The sequence below is a fragment of the Photobacterium sp. WH24 genome (assembly GCF_019204055.1).
Taxonomy (GTDB): domain Bacteria; phylum Pseudomonadota; class Gammaproteobacteria; order Enterobacterales; family Vibrionaceae; genus Photobacterium; species Photobacterium arenosum.
This window is the reverse complement of record NZ_JAGSOZ010000003.1, coordinates 185,482-201,011: the sequence shown is the minus strand read 5'-3', so window position 1 is coordinate 201,011 and position 15,530 is coordinate 185,482. Positions and strand designations below refer to the sequence as shown.

Here is a 15,530-nt window from a genome sequence, read left to right as displayed (position 1 = left end):
TTTCGTTCCCTCCCCTTGGTAAGGGGAGGGCTAGGGTGGGGTTCGTGAGGCGATCTAGACTTTGCATTTGTGCCTTTTAACCCCCTCTTAACCTCCCCCTTGAAAAGGGGGAGGGATCGTACAGCGATGACTGAAACCACGAATATTCCCTCCTCTTACGAATTACGAAGGGGAGGGAATATCAGCTTTTCCCAAGCACGTCATAACTCATACTTGGCCACATCACCATAGGTTCTGCCACTTTGGCGGTTGTTGCTTTCCCCAGCAGCAGGGTGATAATTTCCAGTGCAAACTCTTGCGAAGTGCCCGGTGCCTGGCTGGTCAGCAGATTATTGTTCACATCAAACATCACGCGACGACCTTCACGGCGACGGTGCTCAGGAATACGATCAACAAAGGCCGGGTGAGCCGTCATCAGCGCGTCCGGATACAGCTGGTGATGTTCCAGCACCACAGCAGGTGCGGCACAGATCGCCGCCACAAGCTTACCGTCGTATTTATGCTGTTTAATGAATTCAACCGTCAGTGTGCTGTCTCTGAGATATTCTGCGCCAGGCAGCCCGCCGGGCAGTACCACGCAGTCGAACGGTTCATCCGCAATCTCAACCAGCGGGCAGTCCGCTGTCAGTGTAATGCCCCGCGAGCCTTTCATCGCCAGTGCCCCATCCTCAGCCACGCTGGCAATGGTGACTTGCATGCCGGCCCTGATCAGAATATCAACCGTGTTGATGACTTCCATTTCCTCACTGCCGGGGGCAATACAGACCGCCACTTTGGGGGGCCGGACTGAGGATTGTTGTGGATTAGCCATAGTTTTGCTCCAAATGTTTTATCTGTTGCCACAAGGCGACGTTCGCCGGGGTGGCAAGCTGAAAGTGGTGTGCCTGCTCAATCAGAAAGCCGGTAATGGCGTCGATTTCTGTCGGCCGCCGGTTGGCAACATCCTGCTGCATGGATGAGTAGTTGGCCGCCGTGGCTTTGATCACTGTCAGGGTACGTTGCCAGAGAGCGTCTGCGCTGGTGGTGTAGCCGACGGCTGTCATGACAGCCGCAACTTCGCGGCAGACAGCCATCAGTTCGGCACTAAAATCCGGCGCAGCCAGATCGCCATTGCGGCATTGGTGGATGGCCGTCAGCGGATTGATGGCGCAATTGATCGCCAGTTTCTGCCATTGCGGATAGTGAATATCATCATGCCACTGGCAGGGAGCCAGAGCCGTGTCCAGCATCCCAGCCAGTGCCTGCCACTGATTGCCGGCTGCATTTACAGCGCCCAGCCAGGTCGGGCCAGATCCTGTATGGCGTACGCTGTGGCTGTCGACACGTAACGCCGCCTGAGAGGTGGTTGCATACAGTACCGGGTTATCTGGCAGCAGTTGCAGCACCTCGTTTTCGGTACCCATGCCGTTGTGCATCACAATCACAGGCGTTGAGGCGTCCAGCCAGGGGGCGATGCTCTTTATTGCCTCGGAGACCTGAAAGGCTTTTACTGTGATCAGAACGATATCGCTGCGGCTGAGCTGGTCGGGCTGATTGCAGCAAAAGGTGAAAGTGTCCAGATTCGTCGTATCAATACCTTGCCAGTTCAACGTATAGGTACTGTCAGTCTGGCGGCGCCAAAGGTGTACGGTGTGGCCTTGTCTGGCCAGAGCTCCTGCCCAGAGGCTGCCTATGGCGCCAGCGCCGACTAAGGTAATGTTCACGGTATTGCCTTTTGGGAAAGGGATCACTGAAGCCTATTGTAGCGGCTGTGAAATCAAGGGGTAAAGCAAAAGTCCGGATACCTGAGTACCCGGACCGGATGTTATTCAGAATTTATAGGTGACAGAGAAATAATGGGATGGGCCGGTTGACTCAAAGCTATCTGAATCTTCAATCAGGTAAACATCATAGAAGAGTTTCAGGCCGTATCCGACGGAAAAGCGATCGGAGTGCCAGTAAAGCCCGTTGAACCAGTTCCCGCCATGTGTGGCCTGGGAATTGCCGTTAAACTCATCATCTGCCCCGAACTGGTAATCAATATAGCCCTGATAGGAAATGAATGAGCCATTATCAAAGGTATAGAAGGGTTTAAACCAGTTGGTGGATATCTGGTAGCCGTTCCAGTCTTTCGCGTTGACATCATACAAGCCATACAGATTCAGGCCCACTTTACCAAACCAGGGCACCATGATATCGGAGCCAATCCCCCAGAAGGAATTATTGACGTCATGCGCACCGCCTCCCCAGTTGAACAGGGTGGCAAAATAGAGTTCCTGCACCGGGCCGAATGAGAGATCGGTTTTGGTTAATGCATCGAGCGAAACCCGTGGTGCAAACTTCATGAACATTTTGGGTCTGTCTTTCTTGTCACTGGCATCGCTTTCTGTCAGATCGAAGAAATCCACATAGCCGTAAAGGTCAAAAATACCCGACCGACCACCAAATTCCATTTCCAGATAGTCATGACCGGATGGATCGCTGGGCGCACGGGGATACTCTTCCAGTGCGTACATCAGATTGAACTGAAACCATTTATAGTCATTTTTATGGATATCGCCGTCAGTGTAGTCAGCGGCAAAAGCGGTTCCGGGACATACCAGTGCTGCTCCAAGAGCCAAAGCTAAACGAGTCTGTTTCATGTTGGCGTTCTCACTTATCGTTTATCGTTGCCATTGCTTAGTAACACTTCTGCCAAGAGGCTTGTTTCTTAACAGAAAGACAGTGTCTAACTTAAAAGATTAGTGGATTGCGGATGGGATGCCTTAGAAGTAAGAAAATAATCTGTGCTCTGGAGAGTGATACAGATCGTAACTTTAGAAATCAGTCAGAAAATCAGTCAGATGAGAGGGTTTGGCAGGAGAATAAAATCGTCTCAGGAGTTAGAACGAAAACAAAGGCGCCGGGAAGGCGCCTTTGCAGGATTCAGAGTGTTGCTCAGGGCAAGCCTCAGAACTTGTAAGTCACGCTGACATAGTGGCTGATACCGGTCGATTTGAGGGAATCAGAGTCTTTAATACCGTACACGTCTTTGTAGGCTTTCAGGCCGTAACCCACCGCATAGCGCTCAGAGTGCCAGTAGATACCGTTGAACATGACGCCGCCGTTGCTGGCAGAAGAGTACTCTTCTTTCATCTCAAACTGGTAATCAATGTAGCCCTGGTAAGACACGAAGCTGCCGTTGTCCAGGGTATAGAAAGGTTTGAACCAGTTGGTCGAAATCTGGTAACCGTTCCAGTCTTTTTGGTTCATGTCATATAGGCCGTACAGGTTCAGGCCGATTTTGCCCAGCCAAGGTACGTTCACATCTGAGCCAAGACCAACGAAAGAGTTGTTTACGCCGTCAGCGCTGCCATCCCAGTTGAACAAAGTTGCTACATAAAGTTCTTGAACTGGACCAAAAGACAGGTCGGTCTGGGTCAGAGCATCCAGAGAAACACGTGGCGCAAACTTCATGAACATTTTTGGTCTACCAGCTTTATCGCTGTCTGGATCGCTGGTCAGGTTGAAGATGTCGACATAACCGTACAGATCGAAGATACCGGAACGGCCGCCGAATTCCATTTCCAGATAGTCGTGGCTGGATTCGCCTGGCAGCTCGTCAAATGCGTACATCAGGTTGAACTGAGACCATTTGTAGTCGTTCTTGTGGATATTACCGTCGGTGTAATCAGCAGCATTTGTAGCAGCAGACAGGGAAGCTGCCAGTACACTCAGTGCAACAAGGGATTTACGCATCGTCAACTCTCGCTAATTGAATTAAAACACCGGACTTTTTTGACTAGTCCGTATCAATGGCGGGAAGTGTATTGTTTGATGTCACTAATGTGAATGTAACAAAAGACCAGTTGTTTTTTGATTGTGAGTTTGATCTTGTGTAATGGATTGCAAAAAAAATCAAAAGTGATTTTGATCTCTTTTTGTTCGCTATTGGATGTAATTTTTCTGATCTAAATGAGTAATAGGTCAGTTATTGCCCATGTCTGGTATGCGGGAAAGTTAACTGAGATCAAATAAAGTCAACTTGAGAGTCAAAATTATCAACAGATATAGAAACAGAGGGGAGAGGGGCAAGCTATCTGGCCTGACATGTTGGAACGCTCAGGCCAGATAAAGTTCCCGGACAAGGTTATTTAGTTCTGATGAGGGGCGTATTTCGCCACCGCTTTGATGAGGATCAGTACAGGTAAGCCGATCAATGCGGTACTCAGAAAGAACATGTTATAGCCCCAGTGATCAACAAACAGGCCTGAAAAACCGGCAAGAAATTTCGGGAACAGCAACATGATGGAGCTGAAAAGGGCATATTGGGTAGCAGAGAACGCCACGTTGGTCAGGCCGGACATAAAGGCAATAAAGGCAGCGGTGGCAATGCCCGCACTCAGGTTATCAATCGAGATCACCAAAGTCAGCATAGGCAGGCTGTTGCCGATATAGGTAAAGGCCATAAACAGCAGGTTAGTGAATGCGGCCAGCACAGCGCCCAGAGCCAGAATCCGCAGCGTGTTATAGCGGTAAATTAATATACCGCCCAGGCCCGCACCAGCCAGTGTCATGATTACGCCGTATATTTTCGAGACAGAAGCTACTTCGGTTTTGCTGAACCCCATATCAACATAGAAAGCATTGGCCATCACGCCCATGACGACATCTGAGATACGGTAACAGCCGATCAGCGCCAGCAGCAGCAGGCCGGCTCTCCCATAGCGCGAGAAGAAATCGATAAAAGGCATGATCGCAGAGGTATAAAACCAGGCACACATACGGGCCAGCCAGTGCGGCATGTTCCCGGCTGCCAGTCTTTGGCGGATCTCCGCTTCCAGCGCATCCATTTCTTTGCCGTTACGTGCTGGTTCATGAATGCAAAGCGCGGTGATCAGGCCGACGGCCATAAAGCCGGCCATGATGAAATAGGCAGTTTTCCAGCCGATAGGGTCATAGCCGGTGTCTGAACCGAATAAAGCGGCAAAAGCCAGTGCGCCAGCGCCAGCCATGATCATGGCCAGTCGGTAGCCTGTCATATAAGCGGCAGCCAGCGCGGCCTGCAAGCGTTCCGTTGCCAGTTCTATCCGGTAAGCATCAATCACTATGTCCTGCGACGCGGAAGAAAACGCCACTATCACAGCAAATACCGCTAACTGGTATAAATCAATCTGCGGATTACTTAGCGCCATACCGCACAGTGAGGCGATGATCAGCAGTTGCGAGAACACCATCCAGCCACGGCGACGACCCAATAAGCTGGACAGTACAGGTACGGGGAAGCGGTCAATCAGTGGTGACCATATCCATTTAAAGCCGTATGCGAGCGCGACCCAGCTGAAATAGCCAATGTCAGTACGGCTGACTTCTGCTTCACGCAGCCAGAATGACAGGGTACCAAAAACCAGCAAAATGGGCAGACCGGACGAAAATCCGAGTGCCAGCATGATGAGAACTTTTTTTTCGAGATATACGCGCCACCCGGTGTTCGGGCGATCGTCGACGGTATGCTCCATGTGGAGTGGCCTCTGCTACTGATTACTATCTGGTTCCAGATTTAGCGCTATAAGGTAACAGCAAGCGCGGGTGAGAAAAACCATCGGAAAGTCAAAGTGTGGTGAGTTTGGGGGCAAAGTACTGCTTTAGGGGCGAATGCCCTGCATTTTGTCGGGTGCTTCACCGATACCCAGCAGGAATTTAGCGCCGGCAGTGACACGAAACTGGATAAAGCAGTTGCCCAGCAACTGGTGTTCTTCCAGCGACTCCATCAGATGCAGCAGATACCAGTACACGGACTCGTAGGTATTGTCAGGCGTACCGCTGGGGATCGACAGCAGCCACCAGTCATGCAGATGCTCTGTGCAGGTTTTTTTTAAGGAGTCGTAGCTGGTATCACCATTAATGGTGCCCAGCATAGAAACAGCCAGAGCGGGTGCGTAATCAGTAATGTGACTGGCAATTTGCTCTGTCGGCACATCCGGCATTGAGGAAACAAGTTTGAGCATAGGCACCACCCTGGCCGAAGATTAACGGCCAGGGGCGTCAATCTACTTGTTGATTAGGTTAATAGCTTTAATAACTATAGGCTGCTGAGGCACATCTTTCATACCTATTGAGCGGACTGTTGTTGTAGGAATCGCGGCCATTTTTTCAATAACTGAGAACCCTTTCACAACTTTTCCGAACACCGCATAACCCGGCTTGCCCGAGCGGCCGTCAAGAAAGGTATTGTTCTGGTAATTGATGTAGAACTGACGAGTGGCTGAATCGGCCACTTGTGTCCGCGCCATTGCTAGGGTGGCTCTTTGGTTGCTCAGGCCGTTATCTGATTCATTCTTGATAGGCTCGTAACTCGGGCGCTGCTGTAAATCGGCATCAAATCCACCGCCTTGCGCCATGAATCCCGGAATAACCCGGTGGAAAATGGTGCCCACATAGCTGCCGTCTTCGACATAGCGCAGGAAGTTTTTGGTGGTGACTGGCGCTTGCTCTTCATTCAGCTCAACCACAAATTCGCCCAGACTGGTTTCGATGGCAACCTGAGTGGCGGCAGAGGCTGAAAACGAGAGTGCCAGCAGGGTGGCAGTGATAAAATGTCGCATTACAGGTTTTCCTCCATGTAGCTGTTCAGTTCAGTATCAGACTGGATGTCACGAAGTACGGCATCCATCAGACCCGTCATCGCCACTTCCATTGACTCTGTTGACGCTGTCATCGCGCCTTCCCGGGATGATTTACCCGCATAACGTTTAATGAATTTTCCGTTGGGGGTTGTCAGAACCAGCTGCAGCTGCAACTTGCTGTTCAGGGTATGGCTGAAGGCGCTCTGTTTGACATTGACTATGGCTTCAAGAATATCCAGTCGCATTGTGTTCTGGCTTTCGTGACCAACTTGAAGACCCTGAGAGGTCAACTGACGAGAAAGTGCGTCTTGTAATGTCAGGCGCAGGTTTTCTTTCGCGTGCAAGGGGTGAACGTTTTGATTGCCGTTATCTACCACTGCAACGAACTGGGCGGTGCGCAGGTCGCGGCTTTCAAGGGTCAGGCTTTGCCCCTCCAGGTCTGATTGTTTGGCCAGAGAAGGGGAGGGTTGGATAGAAAGCTGGGAGTCAGTCGGTGCCGTACAGGCAGTCAGCGCCAGCAGTGATACGGCGAAAATGAAGGGTTTCATCCGGTTTGTTCCTTATTAAACTGGCTGTCGTCAGCCGCAATGAGCAAAATTATGGGCTTATTTTTCAGCTTGATAAACCACAAATTTATGGTTCTGAGCAATTTTATGTACTTTAGCAAACAGGCGCTTAAGCTTTCCATCATAGCCAAGATGACGATTACCGATCACAATCAAACGTCCATGTTGCCTTAGGCTTTGCTTTGCATCACAGAACATTTGCCAGGCAATATGATCGGTAATGGTATTTTGCTGGTGGAAAGGTGGGTTGCATAACACCAGGTCTGCGTTGCTATTTGCCATACTTTCCAGGCAGTTATCTACTTTAGCCTCGAGTTGAGCCGGGTTAGTCAGATTCAGGTCAGCATTTTCCCGGCAAGACGCCACGGCCATGTAACTTTCATCGACACAAGTCACTGTTGCTTGTGGATTGAGTCTGGCTGCCTGCAAGCCAATGACCCCGTTTCCGCACCCTAAGTCGATAATGTGCTTCAGTGCCTGATCCTGAGGGATATGCTCCAGCAATAATCTGGCCCCGATGTCGAGACTTTCACCGGAAAACACATTGGCATGGTTGGTTAAGGTGAGTTTGTACTCAGGTACCTCCCAGCGCTGGGTTTCCGGCAGCGATGTCGCCAGATTTTTATCCGGCTGACAGAAAATCAGTCGTGCTTTTTTCATTGCCAGTGATGTACTGGTCGGGCCCAGATGTTTCTCGAACAGTTTGAGTGTGGAGGAATGTATGTCCCTGGCTTTAGCGGCAGCAATCACCACACAGTCTTCAGGTAAAGCGGCACAAAGCTGGGTAAGCTGCCAGATGAGCAGCCGGTTATTTTTGGGCAGCTTCAGCAGTACCAGCTGGGTCTGGGGTGGCACAGGAGCCAGGCAGTCAGCGAATTTGACGTCCGGCAGCGTGTTTGCGGCCAGATTGTGCTGGCTGGCCGTTCTTGCAATGTATGAGTCACCAACAGATACCGTCTGTCCCTGACGGGCGAACCAGCATGCTAAGGCACCAAAGCTGTCATTCATGATCAAAACGGGGCGCTCAGCATCCAGAGTGAGCGCCTGCTTCTGCTTCATGTCTTCAACCTGGTTGATCAGGTATTCATCCGCCGCATCCCAGGCTTGCAAAGTTTCATTTTGACGAATCGGGTATCGGTTCAGTTGCAGGGTCTGGCCGTGCAGGGTGAGCTCAGGTTTCATTCAGGCTATCTTTAGGGTATGTTGTCGGGTTGAATATTTTCGCAGATGCTGACGTAGCTGCAAAGACTAACAGTGAGAAGTGTGTTGTTATGGTGAGCATAACACAGCGATTTTCAGGATATCGCCGAATTTTCATTCGCTACTCTTGCACAGACACCTAGCATGCCAGCGTCAGGAGGCCATATGATCCAGGAACGCATTGAACAGAAACTGCAAGCCGCATTGTCACCGACCCATCTGGAAGTGCACAATGAAAGCTATATGCATAATGTGCCAGAAGGCGCAGAAAGTCATTTTAAAGTGATAGTGGTCAGTAATGAATTTGAAGGTCAGCGTCTGATTGGTCGCCATAGAGCAATTAATACAGTACTGGCAGATGAGCTGGCCAATCACATTCATGCGCTGGCGATTCACACTTACACACCGGATGAATGGCAGGCGCAGCAGTCTGCACCGGCTTCTCCCGCTTGTTTGGGTGGTAGTAAGTTTGGTTAAGATATGATGACTACATCAAGTGATTGAACAGTGGTGAATCGCTCGTTGATCAAAAACCGCATCTTGTTGCGGTTTTTTACAGTCCGAAGTTTGAAGTTGATAGTCATCAATAATTGAGTCATGGCGTAGTATACGCACCGTTAAGTCACAGAGTGTCCTGTGATTGTCCCGCTGCTGGTCTTGTGGCGCAGGGCTGCTTAGTTAGCAAGCCTTTTCTCATTTCAGGCGACTATAATGAGTCCCGAATGTGGTGAAATGTTCGGTGATGCCTTAGCTGCCGGATGAAAACATATGTTGCAAATTCGATGCGGTTTTGCGTCGAATTTTACTGTTTTATGACCATCGAATGCGTTAGTTTTACCGACTGTCCTTTGGTGTTGACGTTATGATACCAATTTGTAAATAGCAGAAAAATACAATTTTCGAGGCGACAAGCAGAAGATTCAGCGCAAGTGTGCGTTGGGTCAAATTTATCTGTTCTCGTGATTATTAGCACATCAGCTATCGCTGAATTTCAGTTCGATTAGCGAGGTTTGCCATAGTAAAAACCTGTTGATTAATGCTAAAATCCGGCCCTCGAAAAAACTCGTCATCTTAATGTGTGATGGAAGAGTTAATAGGATGTTGCGGCGCTGGTTGCTGGAAAACCGGCCTCGGACCAAGGAAAGTCGTGTCTAAGTTGCGCAATAACAAGTTCTTTTTCCCGTTAATGTAGTGCAAGTGCGTATGATTACAATAAAGAAGGGGCTGGATATCCCAATTGCAGGGACTCCTACCCAGGCGATAAATGATGGTAAGTCCATCTCTCGAGTCGCCTTGCTTGGCGAAGAATACGTGGGTATGCGTCCAACCATGCATGTCCGCGTAGGGGATGCAGTAAAAAAAGGTCAGGTGCTCTTCGAAGATAAGAAGAACCCAGGCGTTAAATTTACTGCTCCAGCCAGTGGCAAGGTTGTGGAAGTCAACCGTGGAGCTAAGCGTGTGCTTCAGTCTGTTGTCATTGATGTTGAAGGCGATGATCAAATCACCTTTAACCGCTATGACAAAGCTGGGTTGGCTCAACTGGATCGCTCTGTGATTGTAGAGCAGCTGGTTGAGTCTGGTATGTGGACAGCGTTACGTACCCGTCCATTCAGCAAGGTCCCAGCGATCGATTCTGAAACACAGGCGATTTTTGTCAATGCGATGGATTCCAACCCATTGGCAGCCAACCCAGAAGTGATTATCAACGAACAAGGCGAAGCCTTTGTTGCTGGTCTGTCGCTTCTGTCTCGTCTGACCGGTGGCAAGGTGTATGTGTGTAAGTCAGGTGCAAGCCTGCCGCGCAGCAGCGAAGCCAATGTTGAAGAGCACGTATTTAACGGACCGCACCCTGCCGGTCTGGTAGGTACGCACATCCATACTTTGTTCGGTGCTGACGCTCATAATGTTGCATGGCACCTGAACTATCAGGATGTGATTGCTTTCGGTCAGTTATTCCTGACTGGTGAGCTGTACACTCAGCGTGTTGTTTCTCTGGCAGGTCCTGCCGTTAACAACCCTCGTCTGGTTCGTACTGTTATCGGTGCGTCTGTCGAGCAGCTGACTGAATCTGAGCTGTTAACCGGTGAACTGCGTGTGCTGTCAGGTTCTGTCCTGAATGGCATCCCGGCGACTGGCCCTCATGCTTATCTCGGCCGTTACCACCTGCAGATTTCTGCGCTGCGTGAAGGTCGTGAGAAAGAGTTCATGGGCTGGATCGTTCCTGGTAAGAACAAATTCTCTGTAACACGTGCTTTCTTTAGCCAATTTTTCCCAGGCCAGCTGTACAACATGACAACCACTACCAATGGTAGTGAGCGTTCCATGGTGCCAATCGGTAACTATGAGCGTGTCATGCCGCTGGACATCGAGCCTACACTGCTATTGCGTGATCTGTGCGCCGGCGATACTGACAGTGCCCAGCAGTTGGGTGCGTTGGAGCTGGATGAAGAAGATCTGGCACTGTGTACCTTCGTGTGCCCAGGTAAGTATGAGTACGGTCCAATGCTGCGTGCATGCCTGGACAAGATTGAGAAGGAAGGATAATTCATGAGCCTCAAGAATTACCTCGAGCAGATCGAACACCACTTTGAGCCAGGTGGTAAGCATGAGAAATGGTTTGCACTGTATGAAGCAGTCGCCACCGTGCTTTACACCCCAGGTATTGTAACCCGTACCGGTTCTCACGTGCGTGACAGTATCGACCTGAAACGTATCATGATCATGGTCTGGTTGGCCGTATTCCCTGCCATGTTCTGGGGTATGTACAACGTAGGTCATCAGGCAGTGTTTGCCCTGAACCACCTGTATGCAGGTGATCAGCTGGCTGCCATTATCAGTGGTGACTGGCATTACTGGCTGACCGAGTCTCTGGGCGGCACCTTAGGTGCTGACGCCGGCTGGGGCAGTAAAATGCTGCTGGGTGCGACATACTTCCTGCCTATCTATGCCACGGTATTTATCGTTGGTGGCTTCTGGGAAGTACTGTTCTGTATGGTGCGTAAGCACGAAGTGAACGAAGGTTTCTTCGTGACTTCGATTCTGTTTGCGCTGATCGTTCCGCCAACACTGCCTCTGTGGCAGGCTGCACTGGGTATTACCTTTGGTGTGGTCGTGGCGAAAGAGATCTTTGGCGGTACAGGTCGTAACTTCCTGAACCCGGCTCTTGCCGGTCGTGCCTTCCTGTTCTTCGCTTACCCGGCGCAGATCTCAGGCGATCTGGTGTGGACTGCCGCTGATGGTTTCTCTGGTGCAACGGCATTGAGCCAGTGGGCAACCGGTGGCCAGACAGCAGTGGTTAACACTATCACAGGTGAAGCTGTGAGCTGGATGGATGCTTTCATTGGACGCATTCCTGGTTCAATCGGTGAAGTGTCGACTCTGTTCATTCTGATCGGCGGTGCTTTCATTGTGTATCTGGGCATTGCGTCCTGGCGCATTATTGCCGGTACCATGATAGGTATGGTTGCTGCCGCAACACTGTTTAACATCATTGGTTCCGATACCAACGCAATGTTCGCTATGCCTTGGCACTGGCATCTGGTACTGGGTGGCTTTGCCTTCGGTATGATGTTCATGGCAACCGATCCGGTTTCTGCTGCTTTTACCAATAAAGGTAAGTGGTGGTACGGTGCACTGATTGGCGTGATGGCTGTGATGGTACGTGTGGTTAACCCTGCGTTCCCGGAAGGCATGATGCTGGCGATTCTGTTCGCAAACCTGTTTGCACCGCTGTTTGACCATGCAGTAATTCAAGGCAACATCAAACGGAGACTGGCTCGTCATGTCAAATAAGAATGATAGCTTTAAGAAAACGCTGATTGTTGTTGTTGTCCTGAGCCTGGTGTGCTCTATCGTGGTATCAACAGCAGCAGTCATGCTGCGCCCGATGCAGCAAGCGAATGCTAAGCTGGATGTTCAGCGCAATATCCTGTCTGTAGCTGGCCTGCTGCAAGAGGGTGTGAATGTTCCAGACACGTATAACAAGTTCATTGAACCAAAACTGGTTGAACTGAAATCCGGTAACTTCGTCGAGTCTGTCGAAGGTGAATCACCAGCAGAGTATGACCAGCGTGACGCATCAAAAACGCCGGCTCTTTCTGTGAAACTGGATCCGGCTGCTGATCCGGCGAAACTGATTCGTCGTGCGAACGTTGCCAAAGTGTATCTGGTAAAAGATGAAAACGGTCAGGTTCAGAAGCTGATTCTGCCAGTTAATGGTAAAGGACTTTGGTCCATGATGTACGCATTTGTTGCAGTTGAAACCGACGGCAACACCGTGTCTGGCATCGCTTACTATGAACAGGGTGAAACCGCTGGTCTGGGTGGTGAAGTCGTTAACCCGAAATGGCGTGCACAGTGGGAAGGCAAGAAGCTGCTTGATGATAACTTCGAACCTGCCATCCGCGTTGTGAAAGGCGGCGCGCCGGAAGGTGATATTCATGGTATCGACGGCCTGTCTGGTGCAACGCTGACGAGTAATGGCGTTCAGAACACCTTCCAGTTCTGGTTAGGTGACAACGGCTTCGGTCCGTTCCTGGCTAAAGTGCGCAATGGAGGCCTGAACAATGGCTGATACTAAAGAAATGAAAAAAGTCCTGTTGGGGCCGATCGTTAGCAATAACCCGATCGCCTTACAGGTACTGGGTGTGTGCTCAGCGCTGGCTGTAACCACTAAACTGGAAACTGCGTTCGTAATGGCGCTGGCTGTGACCTTCGTTACTGCATTTTCCAACTTCTTTGTGTCTCTGGTGCGTAACCAAATCCCTAACAGCGTACGTATTATCGCTCAGATGGCGATTATTGCCTCGTTGGTAATCGTGGTTGACCAGGTGCTGAAAGCATTCGTTTACGACATCTCTAAGCAGCTGTCTGTATTCGTTGGTCTGATCATCACCAACTGTATCGTTATGGGACGTGCAGAAGCCTATGCAATGAAATCGGCCCCATTGCCATCTCTGTTGGATGGTATTGGTAACGGTCTGGGGTATGGCTTCGTACTGCTGACAGTGGGCTTCTTCCGTGAGCTACTAGGCTCAGGTAGCATCTTCGGTGTTCAGGTACTGCCGCTGATTTCTGAAGGTGGCTGGTATCAGCCAAACGGTATCATGCTATTGGCACCGTCTGCCTTCTTCCTGATTGGCTTTATGATCTGGACAATCCGTACTTTACGTCCGGATCAAGTAGAAGCGAAGGAGTAAGGGAAACATGGAACATTATATTAGCTTGCTGGTTCGCTCGATTTTCATCGAGAACATGGCACTGTCTTTCTTCTTGGGGATGTGTACATTCCTGGCGGTATCGAAGAAAGTCAAAACCTCTTTTGGTCTGGGTATTGCAGTAACAGTGGTACTGACAATTGCAGTGCCGATGAACAATCTGGTTTATAACCTGTTGCTGAAAGACGGCGCCATTGTTGAGGGCGTTGACCTGACGTTCCTGAACTTTATCACTTTTATCGGTGTTATCGCGGCACTGGTACAGATTCTGGAAATGATTCTGGACCGTTTCTTCCCGCCGCTGTACAACGCGCTGGGTATTTTCCTGCCGCTGATCACCGTTAACTGTGCAATCTTCGGTGGCGTATCTTTCATGGTACAGCGTGACTACAACTTCGCGGAGTCTGTGGTATACGGCTTTGGCTCTGGTGTGGGCTGGATGCTGGCTATCGTTGCCCTGGCGGGTATTCGCGAGAAGATGAAGTATTCTGACGTACCTGCCGGTCTGCGTGGCCTGGGTATCACTTTCATCTCTGTAGGTCTCATGGCGTTGGGCTTCATGTCCTTCTCCGGTGTACAGCTGTAATCAGGATAATAAGGAATAATTCATGGATATTATTCTTGGCGTAGTTATGTTCACCTTGATTATCCTGGCTCTGGTATTAGTGATTCTGTTCGCTAAATCCAAGCTGGTACCATCTGGTGACATTACTATCTCAATCAATAACGACCCGGAAAAAGCAATCACGACCCCTGCGGGTGGTAAACTTTTGGGCGCACTGGCAGGCAGCGGCATCTTTGTCTCTTCTGCTTGTGGTGGTGGTGGTTCATGCGGTCAGTGCCGCGTGAAAATCAAATCTGGTGGCGGCGATATTCTGCCAACGGAACTGGATCACATCACTAAAGGTGAAGCACGTGAAGGTGAGCGTCTGTCTTGCCAGGTTAACGTGAAAGCCGACATGGACATCGAACTGCCGGAAGAAATCTTTGGTGTTAAAAAGTGGGATTGCTCTGTTATCTCTAATGATAATAAAGCGACCTTCATCAAAGAGCTGAAGCTGGGCATTCCAGACGGTGAGTCAGTACCATTCCGTGCTGGTGGTTATATTCAGATTGAAGCGCCACCACACCATGTTAAGTATGCTGATTACGACGTACCTGAGAAATTCCGTGAAGACTGGGACAAGTTCAACCTGTTCCGATACGAATCAAAGGTTAACGAAGAAACAATTCGTGCTTACTCGATGGCGAACTATCCGGAAGAGGAAGGCATTATTATGCTGAACGTGCGTATCGCTACGCCGCCACCTCGTAACCCGGACGTGCCACCAGGTATCATGTCTTCGTATATCTGGTCACTGAAAGAAGGTGATAAGGTAACGATCTCTGGTCCGTTTGGTGAATTCTTCGCGAAAGATACTGATGCTGAGATGGTGTTTATCGGCGGTGGTGCAGGTATGGCACCTATGCGTTCACACATCTTTGACCAGCTGAAACGTTTGCAGTCTAAGCGTAAGATGACTTTCTGGTATGGTGCTCGTTCTAAGCGTGAAATGTTCTATGTGGAAGATTTCGATATGCTGCAGAACGAAAACGATAACTTTAAGTGGTACTGCGCCCTGTCTGATCCTCTGCCAGAGGACAACTGGGACGGTTACACCGGCTTCATCCATAATGTGCTTTATGAAAACTACCTGAAAGATCATGATGCACCGGAAGACTGCGAATACTATATGTGTGGTCCACCGATGATGAACGCTGCTGTTATCAGTATGCTGAAAGACTTGGGTGTTGAAGACGAAAACATCCTGCTGGATGACTTTGGTGGCTAATCCTGCCTGAGGTCTTCCTTTAAAATGGCTGATCCCTTGGGATCAGCCATTTTTCGTCAAGCCCTGCATAAATTCTTTAGCGCGTATCAATGCCGTGTGAGCGGTAACTGAGTGACATTGTCTGTATTTGGG

General features: G+C 49.9%; 16 protein-coding genes. 7 read left to right on the top strand and 9 right to left on the bottom strand.

The genetic code is table 11. The features are described 5' to 3' along the window. Window positions 1-181: 181 nt before the first annotated feature. The 9 genes from KCG43_RS05720 to KCG43_RS05680 all read right to left on the bottom strand — a co-directional run bounded on the left by KCG43_RS05720 (window position 182) and on the right by KCG43_RS05680 (window position 8,332). Window positions 182-811: a DJ-1 family glyoxalase III gene (locus KCG43_RS05720; RefSeq protein ID WP_218383811.1), complete on the bottom strand. Its 630-nt coding sequence runs from the start codon at window positions 809-811 to the stop codon at window positions 182-184. Continuing rightward, window positions 804-1,703, bottom strand: coding sequence for a 2-dehydropantoate 2-reductase (gene panE / locus KCG43_RS05715; protein WP_218383810.1), 900 nt, complete (start codon window positions 1,701-1,703; stop codon window positions 804-806). Before panE ends, KCG43_RS05720 begins: the two co-directional genes overlap by 8 nt. Window positions 1,704-1,808: 105 nt before the next feature. Next, window positions 1,809-2,621: an outer membrane protein OmpK gene (locus KCG43_RS05710; protein ID WP_218383809.1), complete on the bottom strand. Its 813-nt coding sequence runs from the start codon at window positions 2,619-2,621 to the stop codon at window positions 1,809-1,811. Between the two features lie 307 nt (window positions 2,622-2,928). Continuing rightward, window positions 2,929-3,717: an outer membrane protein OmpK gene (locus KCG43_RS05705; RefSeq protein WP_192014636.1), complete on the bottom strand. Its 789-nt coding sequence runs from the start codon at window positions 3,715-3,717 to the stop codon at window positions 2,929-2,931. A gap of 395 nt (window positions 3,718-4,112) precedes the next feature. Further along, entirely contained in the window at window positions 4,113-5,477 is a 1,365-nt protein-coding gene (locus KCG43_RS05700; protein WP_192014637.1) for an MFS transporter, read from the bottom strand. A 126-nt stretch (window positions 5,478-5,603) separates the two neighbouring features. Then, window positions 5,604-5,966 (bottom strand): hypothetical protein, encoded by a 363-nt coding sequence (locus KCG43_RS05695; RefSeq protein ID WP_192014638.1) that lies wholly within the window; start codon window positions 5,964-5,966, stop codon window positions 5,604-5,606. A gap of 42 nt (window positions 5,967-6,008) precedes the next feature. After that, window positions 6,009-6,563, bottom strand: coding sequence for a peptidylprolyl isomerase (locus KCG43_RS05690; protein WP_192014639.1), 555 nt, complete (start codon window positions 6,561-6,563; stop codon window positions 6,009-6,011). Beyond that, window positions 6,563-7,132 (bottom strand): YajG family lipoprotein, encoded by a 570-nt coding sequence (locus tag KCG43_RS05685; protein ID WP_218383808.1) that lies wholly within the window; start codon window positions 7,130-7,132, stop codon window positions 6,563-6,565. Before KCG43_RS05685 ends, KCG43_RS05690 begins: the two co-directional genes overlap by 1 nt. Window positions 7,133-7,189: 57 nt before the next feature. Beyond that, complete coding sequence (locus KCG43_RS05680; protein ID WP_218383806.1) at window positions 7,190-8,332, bottom strand: methyltransferase; 1,143 nt, start codon at window positions 8,330-8,332, stop codon at window positions 7,190-7,192. 183 nt (window positions 8,333-8,515) lie between these two features. Here KCG43_RS05680 and bolA point away from each other — a divergent pair, with 183 nt between their 5' ends. From bolA to nqrF, 7 genes are all read left to right on the top strand, one after another. Continuing rightward, complete coding sequence (gene bolA, locus KCG43_RS05675; protein WP_161445517.1) at window positions 8,516-8,827, top strand: transcriptional regulator BolA; 312 nt, start codon at window positions 8,516-8,518, stop codon at window positions 8,825-8,827. Between the two features lie 726 nt (window positions 8,828-9,553). Further along, window positions 9,554-10,894, top strand: coding sequence for a Na(+)-translocating NADH-quinone reductase subunit A (locus tag KCG43_RS05670; RefSeq protein WP_218383804.1), 1,341 nt, complete (start codon window positions 9,554-9,556; stop codon window positions 10,892-10,894). A gap of 3 nt (window positions 10,895-10,897) precedes the next feature. Beyond that, window positions 10,898-12,142, top strand: coding sequence for an NADH:ubiquinone reductase (Na(+)-transporting) subunit B (locus tag KCG43_RS05665; RefSeq protein WP_192014643.1), 1,245 nt, complete (start codon window positions 10,898-10,900; stop codon window positions 12,140-12,142). Next, window positions 12,132-12,923 (top strand): Na(+)-translocating NADH-quinone reductase subunit C, encoded by a 792-nt coding sequence (locus KCG43_RS05660; RefSeq protein ID WP_192014644.1) that lies wholly within the window; start codon window positions 12,132-12,134, stop codon window positions 12,921-12,923. Before KCG43_RS05665 ends, KCG43_RS05660 begins: the two co-directional genes overlap by 11 nt. Then, window positions 12,916-13,548: an NADH:ubiquinone reductase (Na(+)-transporting) subunit D gene (locus KCG43_RS05655; RefSeq protein ID WP_192014645.1), complete on the top strand. Its 633-nt coding sequence runs from the start codon at window positions 12,916-12,918 to the stop codon at window positions 13,546-13,548. Before KCG43_RS05660 ends, KCG43_RS05655 begins: the two co-directional genes overlap by 8 nt. 7 nt (window positions 13,549-13,555) lie before the next feature. Next, window positions 13,556-14,152 carry an NADH:ubiquinone reductase (Na(+)-transporting) subunit E gene (nqrE, locus tag KCG43_RS05650; protein WP_192014646.1) on the top strand — a complete coding sequence of 199 codons (597 nt, stop codon included), beginning with the start codon at window positions 13,556-13,558 and terminating at the stop codon, window positions 14,150-14,152. 22 nt (window positions 14,153-14,174) lie between these two features. Continuing rightward, entirely contained in the window at window positions 14,175-15,398 is a 1,224-nt protein-coding gene (nqrF, locus tag KCG43_RS05645; RefSeq protein WP_192014647.1) for an NADH:ubiquinone reductase (Na(+)-transporting) subunit F, read from the top strand. Window positions 15,399-15,530 lie beyond the last annotated feature (132 nt).